The sequence below is a fragment of the Mesorhizobium sp. M2A.F.Ca.ET.046.03.2.1 genome (assembly GCF_003952425.1).
Lineage (GTDB): Bacteria > Pseudomonadota > Alphaproteobacteria > Rhizobiales > Rhizobiaceae > Mesorhizobium.
Map to the genome: position 1 here is coordinate 2345090 of NZ_CP034449.1, position 18678 is coordinate 2363767.

Here is an 18678-nt window from a genome sequence, read left to right on the forward strand (position 1 = left end):
GGACATTCAAGCGAAACGCGTCGCCCTGAACGGCTGGCTGGCGGAATGTTTTCGTCCCTCATCCACTTGAGATGTGTTGAGATTCAGGTTAGGCCGAGTCGAGAACGGTGGTTTTCGAGAACCGGAGCGGAGCGTAATTCAAGTACGTGAGCACCGGAAGCGCAGAAAACCGCCGTTAGCAGACCGGCCTCACCTGAATATCAGCACATCTCAGGCGAGGCTGTCGATCTCCTCATCCGACAGATTCTGCGGCACCACCGTGACAGGAATTGGGAACGCCGCTCCCCGGCCGGCAACCGCGCTGACCAGCGGTCCCGGGCCTTCCTTGCCGGCGCCGGCGGCCAGCACCAGAATGGCAATGTCCTGGTCGTCCTCGATCAGCTTGTGGATCTCGTCGGTTGGCTTGCCCTCGCGCACCACCAGTTCCGGCTCGATGCCGACGCTCTGGCGTACCGTGTTGGCGTGGCCGTCGAGGGCTCCGCGCGCCGTCGCGTTTGCTTCCTCGCGCATGATCTTTTCCACGCCCAGCCAGTGCTGGAAGTCGTCAGGCTCGATGACATAGAGCAGCACCAGCACGCCGTTGGTGTGCTGCGCCCGCTTCGAGGCGTAGGCGACCGCACGCTCGCATTCGGGCGTGTCGTCGATGATCGCCAGGAATTTGCGGCGATGGCCGGCTTCGCGGCTGAGGCGTTTGGAAACCATGTCTATCTGCTCGGTATCAATTCGGCCGCAATCTGCCACCGCCGCGAACCGGCGGCAAGCCGCCGGCCGGCGTGGCGATGGTCCTGGAGCAATTCCAGGAAAAGTGTGAAGCGGTTTTCCGTCCGGAATTGCGTCGAAACAACTACTTGTCGGTCAGTCCTGCAGCAGGCCGATAATGTCGCGAACCGTCTTCATCGTGCCTTCGGCGATGGCGCGGGCCCGGTCGCCGCCGTCCTTGAGCACGGCGTCGACATAGGCGCGGTCGCCCTGGATGCGGCGCATCTCCGAAGCGATCGGCGCCAGCTTCTCGACCGCAAGGTCGGCCAGCGCCGGCTTGAACACGGAAAACTGCTGGCCACCATATTCTTTCAGCACGTCTTCCTTCGAGATCTCGGCCAGGCCGGCATAGATGCCGACGAGGTTCTCCGCTTCGGGCCGGCTTTCCAGCCCGTCGACCTCGCTCGGCAAGGCTTCGGGGTCGGTCTTGGCCTTGCGGATCTTCTTCGAGATGGTGTCGGCATCGTCGGTCAGGTTAATGCGCGACAGGTCCGACGGGTCTGACTTCGACATCTTCTTCGAACCGTCGCGCAGGCTCATGATGCGCGCCGCCGGACCGCCGATCACCGGTTCGGTGATCGGGAAATAGCCGTTCACGGTCTCCTCGCCGACCTGCATCTCGACGCCGACGCCGAGCGCCGCGATCTTCTCGGAGAAGTCGTTGTTGAACTTCTGCGCGATGTCGCGAGTGAGCTCCAGATGCTGCTTCTGGTCCTCGCCCACCGGCACATGGGTGGCGCGGTAGAGCAGGATGTCGGCGGCCATCAGGCTGGGATAGGCGAGCAAGCCGAGAGAGGCATTCTCGCGGTCCTTGCCGGCCTTGTCCTTGAACTGCGTCATCCGGTACATCCAGCCTATGCGCGCCACGCAGTTGAAGATCCAGGCAAGCTCGGCGTGTTGCATGACCCGCGACTGGTTGAAGACGATGTGCTTCTTCGGGTCGATGCCGGAGGCCAGGAACGCAGCGGTGATCGAGCGGGTCTGGTCGCCGAGGTCCTGATGGACGAGCTGCGCCGTCAGCGAATGCAGGTCGACGACGCAATAGATGCAGTCGGACTGTTCCTGAAGGGCGACGAATTTCTTGATGGCACCGAGATAGTTGCCGAGATGCAGATTGCCGGTCGGCTGGACGCCCGAAAAGACGAGTGGCTTGAAGGGGGACATGAGTTCCTCATGGCTTGTGGAGGGCCGTTTCGCGCGCCGCGAAAGTCTTTCGACGGGCGCGCTTATGGCCGAAGGGGACAGCGGGATCAAGAGGCTGCCGGCTTAGCGCCTACAATCTTCCTATCTTGGGATTTGATCTGGCTCCCGTATCTCCCGTTCCGGGGTCCGCCATTGATGTATCTCGCATAGTTTGCTACATTGTGTTAGCTACATAGAGAAATGTAGGATAGCGATGACAATCAATATCAACAATAAGGAAGCGGACAGCCTGACTCGCACCTTGGCGAGGATCGAGGGTGTCGGCATCACCGAGGCCATCGTGATCGCCATGCGCGAAGCCTTGGAGCGTCGCCGCAATCGTGAGACGCCGTTGGAGACGGCTGCTCGGCTCAGGGCCGAATTTGGAATTGAGTTGAGCGAGCAGGCGCGCAAGCCGCTGCCTCGTTCGGTCTACGATGAATTGTCTGGCGACGACTGATGTTTGTCGACGCTGCAGCCATCGTCGCGATGCTAAGCAACGAGGTCGAAGCCGAGCGCTGCGCGCGAGCGGTCACGGAAGCGTCGGCACCGTTCACTTCCGCCATCGCCGTGTGGGAGGCGGCGATGGCGCTAGCGCGACCGGAAAAGTTAGCCATACCGGTCGTCAGAAGTGCGGAGATTGTGGGCCGCTTTCTGGAAGAGCGGGCAATTGCGTTGCGCGAGCTTCCGCCCGCACCCGAGGCAGCGTCGCTATCTATCGAGGCCGCGTCGCGGTTTCGCAGCAACGCCATGCGCCTGAACATGGCGGATTGTTTTCACTACGCTTGCGCCCGCTACTACGCAGTTCCGATGCTTTCCACCGCCGACGAATTCAGGCTCACTGATCTGGAGACTGTTTCGTGACTGGCGGCGCAGATTTTGCTTCGCCCCGCTTCACGTTCCTGCGGATCATGCCGAAATCGGCGCCGCCGGTGCCGAAGGCGGCGATGAAATAGAGCGCCGCACCCCCGCCGACCAGCGCGAACAGCATCGTCGCCTTCACCACCAGGGGCGAGCCGGGCCCTAGCCTTGCGGCGAAGTAGTGCTCGGCGAAGTAAAGCGCGGTCGCCATGATCACCGCCGACAGCACCAGCCTTGGAATGCGCTTCAAGAGCGGGATGTCGCGGCCCCAATGACCGCGCCGGATCAGCATGGCGAGCAGCATCAGCGCGTTGACCCAGCCCGCGACGGCCGAGGCCACCGCTATGCCCGGCGCCCCCATGGACGGGAATAGGGTGAGCGCCGTGGCGACGTTCACGCCGACCGAAATGGCCGCAAAGATCATCGGCGTGCGCGTGTCCTCGCGCGCGAAATAGCCCGGCGTGAAAGCCTTGATCAGCACGAAGGCGGGCAGGCCGAGGCCGAAGATCGCCAGGATCGAGGCGACGATCGGCGTCGAATGGTTGGCGGCGAAAGCGCCGCGCTCATAGACCAGCCGCACGATCGGTTCCGACATCACCCAAAGCGCCGCGGCGGCCGGCAATGTCATGAACAGGGTGAACTCGACCGAGCGGTTCTGCAGGTTCGCGGCCTCGACGAGGTTGCCCGATTTCAGCGCCCGCGACAGTTCCGGCAACAGCACGATGGCCACCGCCACGCCGACGACTCCGAGCGGCAATTGATAGATGCGGTCGGCATAGGCGAGCGACGAGACCGCGCTATTCTGCGCCGAGGCGATCGCCGTGCCGATCAGCTGGTTGATCTGGGTGATGCCGCCGGTGATCGCCGCCGGCAGCGCCAGGATCAGCAGCCGCTTGACGTTGGGCGTCATCTTCGGACGGCGAAAGCCGATCGAGATGCCGGCATGGCGCACCGCGATCCAGACGATGGCGAGCTGCACGATGCCCGCCGCCAGCACGCCCCAGGACAGGCCGAAGCCGACACCATGCGCATCCAGCCCGTGATACCAGGCGTAACCCAGCACGGCGATCAGGATGATGTTGAGGAAGGCGGGCGCGATCGCCGCCGCGAAATAGCGGCGCAGCGAGTTCAGCATGCCGGCCATCATGGCGCCGAGCGACATGCAGATCAGATAGGGGAACATGATCGTGGCGAGCGTGACGGTCGTCTCGAACTTGCCCGGGATATCGGCAAAGCCCGGCGCCACCAGGTAGCGCACGATCAGCGGCATCGCCAGTCCCATGGCGATCGTCAGCGCCAGCAGCGCCGAGAACAGCACGCCGAACACTTCCTCCGAAAGGCGCTTGGCGCCCTCATTGCCATGCTGCTCGATCTCCTTGGCGAAGAGCGGCACGAAAGCGGCGTTGAAGGCGCCTTCGGCGAACAGTCGGCGGAAAGTGTTGGGGAACTGGAAGGCGGCGTTGAAGGCGTCGGCGACCGGCCCGGTGCCGAGCGCCGCCGCCATCAGCATCTCGCGGCCGAAACCCAGCGCTCGGCTCATCAGCGTGCCGGAAGCGACGGTGGCGAATTTCTTGACGAGGCTCATGCCGGGAAGGACTGCCAGGGAAATTGCGTCAAATGGATGGTCACTCGGCCGCCGCCTTGGCCTTGCCGTTGCGTTCCGACGAATTGCCTTCCAGCGTATCGATCAGCCGCTTGTGGATGGTAGCGGTGCGTGTCGGGCTGTCGATCTTCTGTCCGGTCAGGTCGGTGACGTAGAATGTGTCGATGACCTTCTCGCCGAAGGTGGTGATATGCGCCGAGGCGATGTCGAGCGAAAGGTCGGAGAGCGTGCCGGTGATCTCGGACAGCAGGCCCGGCCTGTCCAGCCCCTCGACCTCGATCACCGAGAAACGGTTCGACAGCGTGTTGCGGATCTCGGCGCGCGGCGGAATCCTGAAAACCTTGGCGCCACGCTTCGGCTTGGTGCGCTTCTCGATCATCTCCGGCAGCCAGCTCTTGCCGGACAGCACGTCCTCGATCAGCCGGCCGACGCGCTCGGCGCGGCGGCGCTCGTCCTCGTCGAGGTCGAACTCCCTCGAGATCAGGATGGTGTCCAGCGCCCGCCCGTCGGAAGTGGTGAAGATCTGCGCGTCGACGATGTTGCCGCCGGCCCCGGCACACGCCCCGGCGATGATCGAAAGCAGGCGCGGATGGTCCGGCGCCAGCACGGTGATCTCGGTCACCGCCTCGAATTCATGCGTCTTGACCATGGTCGCGAGCTTCTTGCCCGCCGCATCCGCCTCACGGATGAAGTCGGCGTGGCGCAGCTGGTCGTTGAGGTCGACCGTCAGCAGGTAGTTCTCATAGTGCTGCGCGACATAGCGCTTGCGCTCCTTGGCCGGCCAGGCCGAGAGCGCCTCGGCCAACCGTTCGCGCGCGGCGGCGGTGCGTTGCGCCCGCGACACTTCCGAGAAGCCGCCGGTCAGCAGCAGCTCGGTCTCGTAATAGAGCGTGCGGAGCAACTGGCCCTTCCAGCCGTTCCACACGCCCGGCCCGACGCCGCGTATGTCGCAGACGGTGAGGATCAAAAGCAGCTTCAGCCGCTCCACCGACTGCACGATCGAAGCGAAATCCTCGATCGTCTTGCGGTCGTTGAGGTCGCGCGTCTGCGCCGTCATCGACATCACAAGGTGGTTTTCGACCAGCCAGGCGACGGTCTCGGTATCGGCCGGCGACAGCCCCATATGCGGGCAGATGCGTCGGGCGATGCGGGCGCCGGCCTCCGAATGGTCTTCCGGCCTGCCCTTGGCGATGTCGTGCAGCAGCACCGCGACATAAAGCGCTTCGCGGCTCTTCTTCAGCCCCGGCATCAGCGAATGCGCCAGCGGGTGAATCTTCTCGCCATCGCCGCGCTCGATCTCGGCCAGCACGCCGATGCAGCGGATCAGGTGCTCGTCCACCGTGTAGTGGTGGTACATCGAGAACTGCATCATCGCGACGATCTTGCCGAAGTCGGGGATCAGCCTGCCGAGCAGCCCGGCCTCGTTCATGCGCCTGAGATTGAGCTCGGCGTTGCGGTCCGAGGTCAATATGTCGAGGAACAGCCGGTTGGCCTCCTCGTCGCGCCGGAGCGACTTGTTGACCAGGCCGAGCGAGCGGGTGAGCAGCTTCAGCGCGTCGGGATGGAACTCCAGCCCATGCTTGTCGGCGAACCAGAACAACCTCAGCAGGTTGACCGGGTCGCGTTCGAACACGCCATCGTCGGCGATGTTGATGCGGTGGTTGTCGACGATGAAGTCGGACGTGCCGGCAAGCTTGCGCTTGCGCCGCTGGAAGGTGAGGAAGATGCGGTTGAAGCCAGGCACGTGCTTGGCCTGCTCTTCCTCGAGCGCCGCGCAGAAGATGCGGGTGAGGTCGCCGACATCCTTGGCGACGAGGAAATAATGCTTCATGAAGCGCTCGACCGCCGACAGGCCGGGATGCGTCGTGTAGCCCAGACGTTCGGCGATCTCGCGCTGGATGTCGAAATGCAGCCGCTCCTCCGCCTTGCCGGTGAGGAAATGCATGTGGCAACGCACCGCCCAGAGGAAATCCTCGGCCTTCTGGAACTCGCGATATTCGGCTTGGGTGAAGACGCCCTTCTCGACCAGCTCCTCGCCGGTGCGCACGCGATAGAAATATTTGCCGATCCAGAACAGTGTCTGCAGGTCGCGCAACCCGCCCTTGCCGTCCTTGACATTGGGCTCGACCAGATAGCGGCTTTCGCCGGCCTTGGCGTGGCGCTCGTCGCGCTCGGCAAGCTTGGCCTGCACATATTCCGGCCCGGTCGTGCGCACCACCTCGTGATCGAAGCGGGTGAGCAGCTCTTCATAGAGCTTCTGTTCGCCCCACAGGAAACGCGCCTCGAGGATCGAGGTGCGGATGGTGATGTCGCTGCGCGACAGCCGCAGGCAGTCCTCGATGTTGCGGGTGGCGTGGCCGACCTTCAGCCCCATGTCCCACAGCATGTAGAGCATATACTCCACGATCTGCTCGCCCCATGGCGTCTGCTTGTAGGGCAGCAGGAACAGGAGGTCGATGTCGGAGCCCGGCGCCAGCGTGCCGCGGCCGTAGCCGCCGACCGCCACGACCGCCATGCGCTCGGCCACCGAACGGTTCTTGACCCGGTAGACATGGGTGGCGGCGAAATCATAGAGCGCCCGGATCAGCTCATCCATCAGATGCGAGAGCCGCTCGGCGCAGGCATTGCCGCCGCCATCCTCCTTGAGCATGGCCTCGGCGATCTTGCGCCCCTCCGCCAGCCTGGCTTTGAGCAATTGGAGCACGGCGGTGCGAACCGCCGGTCCCGAACCGTCGCCGGCGCTTGCCGACGTCAGCGCGGTCAAGTCGCGGCGCAAGGCGTCGCCATCGATGATTTCGTTGAGTTTCAGGGAGATCTTTGCCTTTGCGCTCATCGCGCTGGCTGGTATGGGGCTGGCGTCCGCGTTTCCGATGACGCGCGATTGATGCAGAGCAAGGGCAAACGACCAGAATTTCCGAAAGTCGAAACTGGCGCTTGACCTTCCAGTAGCTGGAAGGACTACCTCCGCCTCAATTCAAGAATTCCGAGGCATTGCTGATGACCCATTCCGACCACAACCATCATCACTCGCATGGCGCATCCTGCTGCTCCGCGAAAGGTGCAGCGTCAGCGGCCGAAGCTGTGATTCGCGATCCTGTCTGCGGCATGACGGTCGATCCGGCGGCCGGCAAGCCGACGGCCGAGCACGGCGGACGAACCTTTCATTTCTGCAGCGAGCGCTGCCGCACGAAATTCCTAGCCGAGCCGGAGAGCTACCTGACGGCCACCGATCCTGTCTGCGGCATGAGCGTCGACCGCGCCAGCGCCAGGCACTTTGTGCGTCATGATGGCAAGGGCTTCTATTTCTGCTCCGCCGCTTGCCAAGGCAAGTTCGAGGCGGAGCCGGCAAAATACCTCGCCGGCCGGCCCGAGCCGCAGCCGATGCCGAAGGGCACGCAGTACACCTGCCCGATGCACCCTGAAATCATCCGCGACAAGCCCGGCTCCTGCCCGATCTGCGGCATGGCGCTGGAGCCGATGGGCGTGCCGACCGGCGATGAAGGCCCAAATCCCGAGCTGGTCGATTTCACGCGCCGGTTCTGGGTCAGCGCGGCGCTTTCCGCTCCTCTCCTGATCTTCGCCATGGCGCCGATGCTGGGCCTCAGCTTCGAAAGTCTCATCGACGGCCGGACGAAGACATGGGCAGAGCTGGCGCTGGCGAGCCCGGTGGTGCTTTGGGCGGCGTTTCCGTTCTTCCACCGCGGCTGGGAATCGGTTGTCAACCGCAGCCCCAATATGTGGACGCTGATTTCGCTGGGCGTGGGTGCCGCCTATCTCTACAGTGTGGTCGCCGCCCTTTTTCCGGACATCTTCCCGCATCAGTTCCGCGGCCATGACGGCGCCGTGCCGGTCTATTTCGAAGCCGCTGCCGTCATCGTCGCGCTTGTCTTCCTCGGCCAGGTGCTGGAACTCAGGGCCCGCGAGCGCACCGGCTCGGCCATTCGCGCGCTCCTCGACCTTGCCCCGAAGACGGCGCGTCTGATCGGCGCCGGCGGTTCCGAGAAGGATGTGCCGCTCGACAGCGTGCAGACCGGCGACCAGCTGCGCATTCGTCCGGGCGACGCCGTTCCGGTCGACGGCACCGTGCTGGAAGGCCGCTCGGCGATCGATGAATCGATGATCACGGGCGAGCCGCTGCCGGTCGAAAAGACGGAAGGCTCCGCGCTTACCGGCGGCACGCTGAACAAGAACGGCTCGCTGGTCATGCGCGCCGACAAGGTCGGCGCCGAGACCACGCTGTCGCGCATCGTCGAGATGGTCGCCAAGGCGCAGCGCTCGCGCGCCCCGATCCAGGGGCTAGCCGACCGCGTGTCCTTCTATTTCGTGCCGGCCGTGGTGCTGGTCGCCATCATCGCCTTCGTCGCCTGGGCACTCCTCGGCCCAGAGCCCAGCCTGATCTTCGCCATCGTCTCGGCTGTGTCGGTGCTGATCATCGCCTGTCCCTGCGCGCTCGGTCTGGCGACGCCGATGTCGATCATGACGGCGACGGGACGCGGCGCGCATGCCGGCGTGCTGATCAAGGAAGCGGCGGCGCTGGAGCGTTTCGCCTCGGTCGACACGCTGATCGTCGACAAGACCGGCACGCTGACCGAAGGCAAGCCGCGGCTTACCGATGTCGTCGCGGCCGAGGGCATCGATGAGAACGAATTGTTGGGCCTCGCCGCCGCGCTCGAAAAGGGCTCGGAACATCCTCTGGCCGAGGCGATTGTCGAGGGCGCCGCCGCGCGCGGTTTGAAGCTGGCCGAAGCCGTCGAGTTCGAAGCCGTCACCGGCAAGGGCGTCTCGGGCACGGTTACGGGCAGGAAGGTCGCGCTCGGCAATGCGGCGATGATGGCGGACCTCGGCGTCGATACGCCGGCGGCCAATGCCGAGGCGATGCAGGCCGAAGGCAAGACGGCCATGTTCGTGGCCGTCGACGGGGCATTCGCCGGCATCGTCGCCGTGGCCGATCCCGTCAAGGCAACGACGGCCGAGGCGATCAAGGCCCTGCACGACAGGGGTCTGAGGATCATCATGGCAACCGGCGACAACGAGCGCACGGCAAAAGCGATCGCCGGCAAGCTTGGCATCGACGAGGTCCGCGCCGGCCTGCTGCCGGATGAGAAGGGCGCGCTGGTCGAGCAGCTGCGCGCGAGCGGCGCTGGCGTGGCCATGGCCGGAGACGGCGTCAACGATGCGCCGGCGCTGGCCGGCGCAGATGTCGGCATCGCCATGGGCACCGGCGCCGATGTCGCGGTCGAAAGCGCCGGCATCACGCTGGTCAAGGGCGACCTTAACGGCATCGTCAGGGCGCGCACGCTGGCCCAGGCGACGATCCGCAACATCCGCCAGAATCTGTTTTTCGCCTTCCTCTACAACGTGCTTGGAGTGCCGGTCGCGGCCGGCGTGCTCTATCCGCTCACCGGCACGCTTCTGTCGCCGATGATAGCGGCGGCGGCGATGAGCCTGTCGTCGGTGTCGGTCATTACCAATGCTTTGCGGCTGAGGACGTTGAAACTCTGAACGAAGCTCCCAGATACGAACCTCAACCACAAGGAGACCTTGAATGACCCTGGCCAAGAAAATCGTGCTGCTGTTGATGGCGGCGGGAATGCTGCTTGCCGTCTTCCTCGAAAGCGTGCCGGCCTCGTCGGAGGAGATGAAGCACGACATGTCCAAGATGGCGATGGGCGCCCAGAGCCCGGCAACGGCGGGCTATGAGGCGGCGATGAAGAAGATGCACAAGGACATGGCGATCAAATACACCGGCAATGCCGATGTCGATTTCGTCCGCGACATGATCCCGCATCATCAGGGCGCCATCGACATGGCCAAGGTGGTGATCGCCAACGGCAAGGATCCGGAAATCCGCAAGCTCGCCGAAGGCGTGGTCAAGGCGCAGGAAGCCGAGATCAAGGAAATGAAAGACTGGCTTGCCAAGCACCCGGCGAAGTAGCCGCTACCGGGAAATCTAGGCGGCCAGACGGCTTTGGTCTGGATTTCCGGTTTTGGCTATGCTGCCATCTGGCCCACGCGGAGGAAGCCCATGCCGTCAACAATCAGGACCCTCAAGCTGCCGTCCGGTGAGGCCGTTCCGGTGCTGGGCCAGGGCACCTGGAAGATGGGCGAGGACCGCCGCCGCCGCGCCGATGAGGTGGCGGCGCTGAAGCTCGGGCTCGACCTCGGCATCACCCTCATCGACACCGCCGAAATGTATGCCAGCGGCGGCGCCGAGGAGGTGGTGGCGGAGGCGATCGCCGGGCGCCGCGACGAGACTTTTCTGGTTTCCAAGGTGCTGCCGACCAATGCGTCGCGTGCCGGCGTGAAGCGAGCCTGCGAGAACAGCCTGAAGCGGCTTTCCACCGACCGGATCGATCTCTATCTGCTGCATTGGCCAGGCAGCGTGCCGCTATCCGAAACCGTCGAGGCCTTCGAAACCTTGAAGAGGGAAGGCAAGATCCGCCACTGGGGCGTCAGCAATTTCGACACCGACGAGATGGAGGAACTGGTCGGTCTTCCCTCGGGCAGCAACGTCCAGACCAATCAGATCCTCTACAATCTCTCGCGGCGCGGGACGGAATTCGACTTGGCACCTTGGAGCCTGAAGCGCGGCATCCCGCTGATGGCCTATTCGCCGGTGGAGCAGGGTGCGCTCGCCCGGAATGCTCGGCTCGAAGCCGTAGCTTCGCGCCACAACGCCACCGCCGCCCAGATCGCGCTCGCCTGGGTGATGGCGCAGCCCGGCGTCATCGCCATTCCAAAGGCCGGCCGCCAGGAGCATGTCCGCCAGAACGCCGCCGCGCTCGACATCAAGCTGACGCCTGAGGATTTCGCTGAACTCGACCGCGTCTTCCCGCCGCCGACGCGCAGGCGCGGCCTGGAGATGATATAGCCACAACTTCGATCCGGATTTGCAAGTGAGCCGGGAGCAGGCATTGGAACGAATTTCCGCCGGACCGCATCACACGGCCTATAAAATCGGCGACTTGACCGTCACCTCGCTCCGCGACGGTTATGTCGACATGCCGGTCCGGCGGCTGCATAAGCCGGGAGGCGAGCCCTTCGGCGACGATCTCCCCCCGCAGGTGCCGCTCTTCGACGGCGCGCTCAGATTGTCGGTCAATGCCTTTGCCATCGACGACGGCGAAGACATCACGCTGATCGATACGGGCTCCTCGAACGCCTGGCACCCGACGATGGGCTTTCTGCCGCAGGCGCTGGGCGAGGCGACGATCGCCGTCGATCGCATACGCACAATTGCCTTCACCCACACCCATCTCGACCACATCCACGGGCTTGTCCTTGCCGATGGTCGCGACGGTTTCCCGCGGCTCTCCCGCCTGTTTGTCCCTCGAGCAGAGCTCGACATGTTCCGGTCGGTAGCGAGGTTGAGCCCCTTCCATGATCGAGCGCTGCCTTTGGATCCAGGACAGCGCCTGAGCGCGAATATCGAGGCCGTCGCCGCTCCCGGCCATGAAATCGGCCATACCGGCTTTCGTGTCACGAGCGGCGGCGAGACGTTGCTGGTCTGGGGCGACATCGTGCATGTGCCGTCGCTTCAGTTCGAGCGACCGGACATCACATGGGAATTCGACGCCGATCAGGACCAGGCGCGCGAGACCCGGCTGCGCATTTTGGCGCTTGCCGCCGACAATGCCTGGTGCGTCGCCGGAGCGCATCTCGATTCACCGGGCGTCGGCCGGATTTCGCGAGGCGAAACAGGCTTTCGCTTCGAACCTCTGTAGGAACGCCACATCCTGGCCGCTTGCTCAAGTCGCATCCGCAATCGCCGATCGGTACAATGAGTCAACACCGCTTGTGTTCTTTTGCGGTCCCTCGAGCGGCTGGATTTATCGAATCTCGGTTTTCAGCCTTTCAAAGGCATCCCGGACATATCCTTCCAGCGGATGCCTGGCGTGTTGCTGCTGCCATGTCTCCACCGCTAGGCGCAACGCGACGACCGTCACCAAGGCGACCAGTCGCAGACTGTCGCGGGCCTGGTCCGGCCGTAACTCGCACAACCCTTCGAAAATGGCTTGCTCAAGCTGCAGGTAGCCCGTGTGCCTGCGCGAGCGCAGCGTCTTGCTCTCCCGCATGATCTTTGCCGTCGCCATCATTTGCGCCCCCTGGAAGCTGCCGATGATATTGAGCAATGCATCGCGGGCGATGTCGATCGCCGTTCCCGTGGGTGGCTCCGCAAGGATCGATGCTTTGACCACGCTCGCGTGGTTGCCCAGGGATGCAAACAGCACCTCGTCCTTGCTTTTGAAATAGTGGAAGAACGTCCGGCGCGAGATGCCGGCGGCGGCGGCTATCTCGTCGAGCGTGGTCGCGTCATAGCCATTGGCCAGGAAAGCCTTCAGGCCGGCGTCGGCGATGCGGCGGGATGTTTCCCGCCGTTTCCGCTCGCGCAGGCCTTCTGGTTTTGGCGCATCGTTCATGGAGCGCTCCTGCCATGACCGCTCGCCGGATGCGACAGGAAATTTGGCGCATGTTCAAGTCCCGTCATTGCACCTCGCCATAATGGAGCCATCAATTTATTGCACTGAGTGCAATTATTGACGCTCCCCAACACGCCCCGCCGGGCCCATCCATGCAGAGGCATCCATGGCAGCTTGCTTGCGTTCACGTCGCGAGGCTCACATCGGTCGCGGCCTGGCCGATCGGCAGGTATGCCGCGCCGACCACAGCATAATATGGCCGTTTGTGCTGGTCTTGAGCATGCTCGCGGTCGGCTGCGCGTCCGCGCCGCTGGATCAGGTAGGCTCGCTGCAATCCTATGACGAGCTGAAACCGTCGGACGGTTGGTTGGCCCGCTCGCTGATGCGGGTGAGCAAGGACGACGTGCTCGCGGCAAGAACCGTTCGGATCATTCCGACAGGCTTTTCACCGCCCGCCGCCGGAAAATCGACATTGACGCCGGCGCAGCGCGGCCTGATCACGAATGCCGTCGACAGGACCCTCTGCTCAGGCCTCAGCCAGCGCTTTCAAGTGGTCGCCCTGACCGAGCCGGCCGACCTGACGGTCCACTCCATGGTAACGCATGCGACGCCGACGAATGCGCTGGCGGTCGGCGTTTCGAAAGTTGCGTCCACGGCGGTTTCCGTCGCGCTTCCCGAAATGCACATTCCGGTTCCGCGCCTGCCGATCGGATTGGGCAGCCTGTCGCTTGAAGCCGAAGCGGTTGGCGTCAACGGCAAGCAGGCGGCGGCCATGATCTGGGGACGCGGCGCGAACGCGCTGCTGGATTCGGGTCGGGTCGCCCGCGAGGGCGACGCCTACGAGCTGGCGGCGAAGTTCGGCCACGATTTCAGCAAGCTCCTGGTCACCGGCAAGACGCCCTTCGGCACGCTGCCGTCGCTGCCAACCAGGGCGGAGATGCGCGCCATGGTCGGCAGGGAGCCGAAATACCCTGCCTGCAAGACATTCGGCAAACCGCCTGGACTGGTCGGCTTCGTCGGCGATCGGATGGGGCTGCCGCCGGCCTGGACCGACAAGGGAGCCGCGGTGCGCAATGATTGAGGCGATGACGCAAATGCAGAAGAAGTCACCGATGCCGCTTTCCGCGACGGTTTTTCAACAGGGCAGAAGGATCCGTTTCCTTTGGCTGGTTGCTCCCGTTGCCCTGGCGCCGGCCCTGCTTGCGGAAAGTGGCTGGCCGCAAGGCAGTACCTTTCGCGAAATGCTGGAATTTGCAGGTACCGTGCTGATCCTCATCTGCATCGGCGGCCGCTGCTGGGCGTCCCTGTATGTTGGCGGACGCAAGAACCGAGAGCTCGTCACGACCGGCCCCTATGCCTATACGCGCAACCCGCTCTATTTATTCTCGGCCCTTAGACTGGCCGGCGTCGGGCTGACATTCGGCTCGCTGATCCTTTCGGCGTTTCTCTTTGTCTTCACCTGCCTGGTCTTTTCCTATGTCGCGACGCGCGAAGTGGTCGCGCTGGATGCCATGTTTGGCGAGGCCTATCGGCGCTATCGTGGAAGCGTGCCTGCCTTCTTTCCCCGTCTGCGGCGCGATGCCGTCGACGTCCTGGGCTCGTCTCTCGTCACGTTCGACTCGGTGGCGCTGAAGCGGACCGCCATCGACGGCTCCTACTTCCTTGCGGCGATACTCGCGGTCGAATTGTTCGGCTGGCTCCAGTCGGCAGGGCTGGTGACGCCGATGTTCCGATTGTTTTGATTACCGGCTCGCCAGCCCCTTCAGCCGGTAGAGCGCCTCCAGCGCCTCGCGCGGCGTCATCTCGTCGGGATTGATTGCGCCCAGCGCTTCGCCCAGCGCATCGCTCTTGACCGGCTTCGGCGCTTCGCGCTTCACCGCCACCGAAAACAGCGGCAAATCGTCGACCAGCCGGTTTGTCTTGCCCGAAACCTCGCCCTCTTCCAGCTGATGCAGGACTTCCCTGGCCCGGGCGACGACCGCCTCCGGCAGGCCGGCCAACCGCGCCACCTGCACGCCGTAGGAGCGATCGGCCGCGCCTTTGCCGACCTCGTGCAGGAAGACGACGTCGCCTTCCCATTCCTTGACCCGCATGGTGACGTTGTGGAGCCGGGGGAGCTTGCCGGCCAGCGCCGTCATCTCGTGGAAATGCGTGGCGAAAATCGCCCGGCAGCGGTTCTTTTCGTGCAGGTATTCAACCGCCGCCCAGGCGATCGACAATCCGTCGAAGGTGGCGGTGCCGCGGCCGATCTCGTCCAGGATCACCAGCGCCCGCTCGCCCGCCTGATTGAGGATCGCCGCCGTCTCGACCATCTCGACCATGAAGGTCGAGCGGCCGCGCGCCAGGTCGTCCGAGGCGCCGACGCGTGAGAACAGGCGGTCGACGACGCCGAAATGGGCGCTTTGCGCCGGCACGAAGGAGCCGGTCTGGGCCAGAATGGCGATCAGTGCGTTTTGCCTGAGGAATGTCGATTTACCGCCCATATTGGGGCCGGTGAGCAGCCAGATGGCGCCGGCCCTGGCGCCGCTTTCGGGCGAGAGGTCGCAATCATTGGCGACGAACGGCCCTTCGCCGGAACGCCTGAGCGCCTGCTCGACCACCGGGTGGCGCCCGCCGACAATTTCGAAAGCGAGGCCGGCATCGACTACCGGCCGGCACCAGCCCTCGCTTTCCGAAAGAAGCGCCAACGCCGCCGACACGTCCAGAGCGGCAAGCGCCTCGGCGCCGGCGCGGATGCTGTCCGCTTCAGCCACCACTTCCGCTGTCAGCCGGTCGAAGGCGGCGAGCTCGATGCTCAGCGCCCGGTCGGCGGCGTTGGCGATCTTTGATTCCAGCTCCGCCAGTTCCGTCGTGGTGAAGCGCATGGCGTTGGCCATGGTCTGGCGGTGGATGAAGCGTGCCTTGGCGGCGTCGCTGCCGGTCATGATCGAGTGGTGGCTGGCCGTCACTTCGATGTAATAGCCGAGCACATTGTTATGCCGGATCTTCAACGAGCGGATGCCGGTTTCCTCAATGAGCGAGCGCTCCAGCCCGGCGATCACTTTTCGCGATTCGTCGCGCAGCGCCCGCATCTCGTCGAGCTCGGCGTGATAGCCGGTACGCACGAAGCCGCCGTCGCGCCTGATCAACGGCAGCTCGTCGTCGAGCGCTTCGCTGAGGTGGCCGGCAAGCGCCTCGGGCAGGGCCTTGATCGCGGCCAGCGCCGCGGCGAGCTCGGCGGGCAGCGCGGTTGCCGCGAACAATTCGGCGATCGCTCTCGCCGCCTCGAAGCCGGCGCGCAGCGCCCCCAGATCGCGCGGCCCGCCGCGGTTGAGCGCCAGCCTGGACAGCGCCCTCGGCATGTCGGCGACGCTTTTCAGGCTCGCCCGCAGGCTCTGGCAGAGCCGCACTTCGGAGCGGAAGAAGGAGACCGAATCCAACCTTGCCGCGATTGCGGCCGGGTCGGTCAGCGGCGCCATCAGCCGATCGGCGAGCAATCTCGCCCCGCCGCCGGTCACGGTGCGGTCGATCGCCTTGAACAGCGAGCCGTCGCGGCTACCGGAGAGCGTGCGCAGCAGTTCCAGGTTGGCGCGGGTCGCCGGGTCGATGAACAGCGTCGAGCCCTGCTCCTCGCGCTCGGGCCGCGACAGCGGCGGGCGTTCGGCTTTTTGCGTCTTTTCGACATAGGCGATGGCGCCCGAAATCGCCGACAATTCGGCGCGCGAGAAGGTGCCGAAACTGTCCGGCGTCGCGACCTCGAAGAAGCGCGCGATGCGGCCCGTGGCCGAGGCCGAATCGAACAACGACGGCGGCTGCGGATTGGCGACCCGGCCAAGCACATCGAAGATCGGCCTGAGCTCCGGATCGTGGAAAACCGGCTCGGCGACGATCAATTCGCGCGGGTCGACGCGAAAGATGTCGGCAAGCAGCCGCTCGGCGCTCGTCTCGGCAACGCGGAACGCGCCGGTCGAAATGTCGATCCAGACCAGCGCAAAGCTCGCCTGGCTGGCAGCGGCGCCGCCAGCCTTAACGCGGCCGAGCGCCATCAAGAAACTCGATTCCGAGGGCGCGAGCAGCTTGTCCTCGGTGATGGTGCCGGGCGTGACCAGCCGCACCACGTCCCGGCGCACCACCGATTTTGAGCCGCGTTTCTTGGCTTCCGCCGGATCCTCGATCTGCTCGCAGACGGCGACGCGAAAACCCTGCGCGATCAGCTTTTGCAGATAGTCGTCCGCCGCATGCACCGGTACGCCGCACATCGGAATGTCGTGGCCCTGGTGCTTGCCGCGCTTGGTCAAAACGATGCCGAGGGCCTGGCTCGCCTTCTCCGCGTCGTCGAAGAACAGCTCGTAGAAATCGCCCATGCGGTAGAACAAAAGCGAGTCAGGGTTCGCCGCCTTGATCTCGATATACTGCTCCATCATCGGCGTGACGCCCCCGGTGGCGGGCGCAGGCGTCGTCGTCTCCTGGGCGTCGTTGTCTGTCGGCATGTGCATGTTCATGCCGGGACGCTAGCAGAAGTGGCAGCCCGGTTTAATGCCGGCGGCGCGAAAAGCAGGGGAAGACTGGACGGTTGCGCCATCAGCAGGAACAGGGTGCGCAAGGCATGTTGCCTCACGAGGTCGGCCGACATATGGATCGTCCGGGCCCATGAGAACATGGTGGGGCGATGAAGCAGGACGGACACGAGACGTTCGAGGAGATGGTCGGCCCCGCCGGCTCGCTCGGCCGCATTCGGCTTCTTGCCGCTAACCGAGCCAACCGAACCAGAACCAAAATCAAGGCGTGGACGCGGATACGGCTGCCCTTCATCCTTCCGGCGCGCGGGCCGATTTCGGGCCTCGATGGCGGCATCGACATGCCTCTCCACATCTTCAGTCGCGATCCGTTGATCCTCTATGTACCTGTCGGCGGCAGGCGCCCTCTCTACGCGCTCGCCGCCTTCTGCCGACGCCTTGCGCCACGGCGCGCTACCTTCCTTCTGATGCCGAACTGGACGCTGGAACGGCCGGCCGTCGTCGAGCAGATACGCAAGGATCTCGCCTGGTTCGCCAGGACCTGCCCCAAACACGAGCTGATCTTTCTCTGCAACACAGAGGAAGAGCGACGCCTGATTGCAGGCGTTGGCGGCAATGCAATCTTCTCCAATCACAATCTGATGATCTCGGAAGACGTCTTCCGGCCGCTGCCTGACGTGCCGGTCGAGTACGATGCCGTCTACAATGGCCGCATCTCGCACACCAAGCGGCACTATCTCGCCTTCGAGATCGAAAGACTGGTCCATGTGACGTCCTCGATCGGCGAATTGCCGCCGGCCGGCGACCGCGCCTTCCTTCGCCGCCTGCAGGCGCAATCGCCGCTTCACAGCATCGCCAATCCGCTCGTCGATGGCCTGCCCGGCCGGCTGACCTCCGCCGAAGTCAACCGCGTCTACAACCAGGCCGCGGTCGGGCTCTGCCTGTCGGCGGTGGAAGGGGCAATGTATTCCAGCATGGAGTATCTGCTGGCCGGGTTGTCGATCGTCTCGACACCGAGCATCGGCGGCCGCGACGTCTATTTCGATCCGGACTACTGCATTATCGCCGAGCCGGAGCCGGCCGCGATCCGCCGCGCGGTCGAGCGGCTTCGCGACCGGGCCATACCGCGGGAGGAGATTCGCGGCCGCACGCTTGAAAGGGTAAAGGCGGAACGGTTGGAACTGATGGCCTATCTCTCGGCGCTTAAGCGACGCTTGGGAAGCGATGATCCGCCCTTCTCCGAATGGCCGTTCGCCGGCACCTCTGGGCTGACGCGCTGGGCTTCGGTCAGCGAGCACCTTCGTGAGATTGCGGCGATTTCATCGGGCAAGATTTGACTGTCGCCGGCAGCGCGGAG

15 protein-coding genes are annotated in these 18678 nt (G+C 64.4%); 9 read left to right on the forward strand and 6 right to left on the reverse strand.

The window, feature by feature from the left end:
- Positions 1-210: 210 nt before the first annotated feature.
- Complete coding sequence (locus tag EJ072_RS11145; RefSeq protein WP_126079745.1) at positions 211-702, reverse strand: universal stress protein; 492 nt, start codon at positions 700-702, stop codon at positions 211-213.
- 153 nt (positions 703-855) lie between these two features.
- A complete protein-coding gene (gene trpS / locus EJ072_RS11150; RefSeq protein WP_126079746.1) occupies positions 856-1923 on the reverse strand; it encodes a tryptophan--tRNA ligase in 1068 nt (355 codons plus the stop codon).
- A gap of 232 nt (positions 1924-2155) precedes the next feature.
- Between trpS and EJ072_RS11155 the strand changes: the two genes are divergently transcribed.
- Together EJ072_RS11155 and EJ072_RS11160 are read left to right on the forward strand one after the other, a co-directional pair.
- On the forward strand, positions 2156-2401 hold the full coding sequence (locus EJ072_RS11155) for a PSK operon transcription factor (RefSeq protein ID WP_042645823.1): 246 nt from the start codon (positions 2156-2158) through the stop codon (positions 2399-2401).
- Complete coding sequence (locus EJ072_RS11160) at positions 2401-2805, forward strand: type II toxin-antitoxin system VapC family toxin (protein WP_126079747.1); 405 nt, start codon at positions 2401-2403, stop codon at positions 2803-2805. The genes EJ072_RS11155 and EJ072_RS11160 overlap by 1 nt, the downstream gene beginning before the upstream one ends.
- On the opposite strand, the gene murJ is transcribed toward EJ072_RS11160, so the two are convergent.
- Together murJ and EJ072_RS11170 are read right to left on the reverse strand one after the other, a co-directional pair.
- Positions 2780-4387 carry a murein biosynthesis integral membrane protein MurJ gene (gene murJ, locus EJ072_RS11165; protein WP_126079748.1) on the reverse strand — a complete coding sequence of 536 codons (1608 nt, stop codon included), beginning with the start codon at positions 4385-4387 and terminating at the stop codon, positions 2780-2782. The genes EJ072_RS11160 and murJ overlap by 26 nt on opposite strands.
- Before the next feature lie 40 nt (positions 4388-4427).
- Positions 4428-7238 (reverse strand): [protein-PII] uridylyltransferase, encoded by a 2811-nt coding sequence (locus tag EJ072_RS11170; RefSeq protein WP_126079749.1) that lies wholly within the window; start codon positions 7236-7238, stop codon positions 4428-4430.
- A gap of 164 nt (positions 7239-7402) precedes the next feature.
- Here EJ072_RS11170 and EJ072_RS11175 point away from each other — a divergent pair, with 164 nt between their 5' ends.
- The 4 genes from EJ072_RS11175 to EJ072_RS11190 all read left to right on the forward strand — a co-directional run bounded on the left by EJ072_RS11175 (position 7403) and on the right by EJ072_RS11190 (position 12129).
- Complete coding sequence (locus tag EJ072_RS11175; RefSeq protein ID WP_126079750.1) at positions 7403-9907, forward strand: heavy metal translocating P-type ATPase; 2505 nt, start codon at positions 7403-7405, stop codon at positions 9905-9907.
- Between the two features lie 43 nt (positions 9908-9950).
- Positions 9951-10340: a DUF305 domain-containing protein gene (locus EJ072_RS11180; protein WP_126079751.1), complete on the forward strand. Its 390-nt coding sequence runs from the start codon at positions 9951-9953 to the stop codon at positions 10338-10340.
- Between the two features lie 90 nt (positions 10341-10430).
- Entirely contained in the window at positions 10431-11276 is an 846-nt protein-coding gene (locus EJ072_RS11185) for an aldo/keto reductase (RefSeq protein ID WP_126079752.1), read from the forward strand.
- 43 nt (positions 11277-11319) lie between these two features.
- Complete coding sequence (locus tag EJ072_RS11190; RefSeq protein WP_126079753.1) at positions 11320-12129, forward strand: MBL fold metallo-hydrolase; 810 nt, start codon at positions 11320-11322, stop codon at positions 12127-12129.
- A gap of 105 nt (positions 12130-12234) precedes the next feature.
- Here the strand turns inward: EJ072_RS11190 and EJ072_RS11195 are convergent, their stop codons facing one another.
- Positions 12235-12825 carry a TetR/AcrR family transcriptional regulator gene (locus EJ072_RS11195; RefSeq protein ID WP_126079754.1) on the reverse strand — a complete coding sequence of 197 codons (591 nt, stop codon included), beginning with the start codon at positions 12823-12825 and terminating at the stop codon, positions 12235-12237.
- A gap of 280 nt (positions 12826-13105) precedes the next feature.
- On the opposite strand from EJ072_RS11195, the gene EJ072_RS11200 reads away from it, so the two are divergent.
- Both EJ072_RS11200 and EJ072_RS11205 read left to right on the forward strand, forming a co-directional pair.
- Positions 13106-13906 carry a DUF3313 domain-containing protein gene (locus EJ072_RS11200; protein WP_245463472.1) on the forward strand — a complete coding sequence of 267 codons (801 nt, stop codon included), beginning with the start codon at positions 13106-13108 and terminating at the stop codon, positions 13904-13906.
- A 13-nt stretch (positions 13907-13919) separates the two neighbouring features.
- Positions 13920-14567, forward strand: coding sequence for an isoprenylcysteine carboxylmethyltransferase family protein (locus EJ072_RS11205; RefSeq protein ID WP_189343292.1), 648 nt, complete (start codon positions 13920-13922; stop codon positions 14565-14567).
- Here EJ072_RS11205 and mutS read toward each other — a convergent pair whose 3' ends face one another.
- Entirely contained in the window at positions 14568-17306 is a 2739-nt protein-coding gene (gene mutS, locus EJ072_RS11210) for a DNA mismatch repair protein MutS (RefSeq protein WP_126079757.1), read from the reverse strand.
- Between the two features lie 167 nt (positions 17307-17473).
- Here mutS and EJ072_RS11215 point away from each other — a divergent pair, with 167 nt between their 5' ends.
- Positions 17474-18658: a glycosyltransferase gene (locus EJ072_RS11215; RefSeq protein ID WP_126079758.1), complete on the forward strand. Its 1185-nt coding sequence runs from the start codon at positions 17474-17476 to the stop codon at positions 18656-18658.
- The last annotated feature ends 20 nt before the right edge of the window (positions 18659-18678 follow it).

Excerpts from the sequence above, each read along its gene's own strand:
- EJ072_RS11145 (WP_126079745.1), bottom strand. The coding sequence starts at position 702 with ATGGTTTCCAAACGCCTCAGCCGCGAAGCCGGCCATCGCCGCAAATTC.
- trpS (WP_126079746.1), bottom strand. The coding sequence starts at position 1,923 with ATGTCCCCCTTCAAGCCACTCGTCTTTTCGGGCGTCCAGCCGACCGGC.
- EJ072_RS11155 (WP_042645823.1), top strand. The coding sequence starts at position 2,156 with ATGACAATCAATATCAACAATAAGGAAGCGGACAGCCTGACTCGCACC.
- EJ072_RS11160 (WP_126079747.1), top strand. The coding sequence starts at position 2,401 with ATGTTTGTCGACGCTGCAGCCATCGTCGCGATGCTAAGCAACGAGGTC.
- murJ (WP_126079748.1), bottom strand. The coding sequence starts at position 4,387 with ATGAGCCTCGTCAAGAAATTCGCCACCGTCGCTTCCGGCACGCTGATG.
- EJ072_RS11170 (WP_126079749.1), bottom strand. The coding sequence starts at position 7,238 with ATGAGCGCAAAGGCAAAGATCTCCCTGAAACTCAACGAAATCATCGAT.
- EJ072_RS11175 (WP_126079750.1), top strand. The coding sequence starts at position 7,403 with ATGACCCATTCCGACCACAACCATCATCACTCGCATGGCGCATCCTGC.
- EJ072_RS11180 (WP_126079751.1), top strand. The coding sequence starts at position 9,951 with ATGACCCTGGCCAAGAAAATCGTGCTGCTGTTGATGGCGGCGGGAATG.
- EJ072_RS11185 (WP_126079752.1), top strand. The coding sequence starts at position 10,431 with ATGCCGTCAACAATCAGGACCCTCAAGCTGCCGTCCGGTGAGGCCGTT.
- EJ072_RS11195 (WP_126079754.1), bottom strand. The coding sequence starts at position 12,825 with ATGAACGATGCGCCAAAACCAGAAGGCCTGCGCGAGCGGAAACGGCGG.
- EJ072_RS11200 (WP_245463472.1), top strand. The coding sequence starts at position 13,106 with ATGCTCGCGGTCGGCTGCGCGTCCGCGCCGCTGGATCAGGTAGGCTCG.
- EJ072_RS11205 (WP_189343292.1), top strand. The coding sequence starts at position 13,920 with ATGCAGAAGAAGTCACCGATGCCGCTTTCCGCGACGGTTTTTCAACAG.
- mutS (WP_126079757.1), bottom strand. The coding sequence starts at position 17,306 with ATGAACATGCACATGCCGACAGACAACGACGCCCAGGAGACGACGACG.
- EJ072_RS11215 (WP_126079758.1), top strand. The coding sequence starts at position 17,474 with ATGAAGCAGGACGGACACGAGACGTTCGAGGAGATGGTCGGCCCCGCC.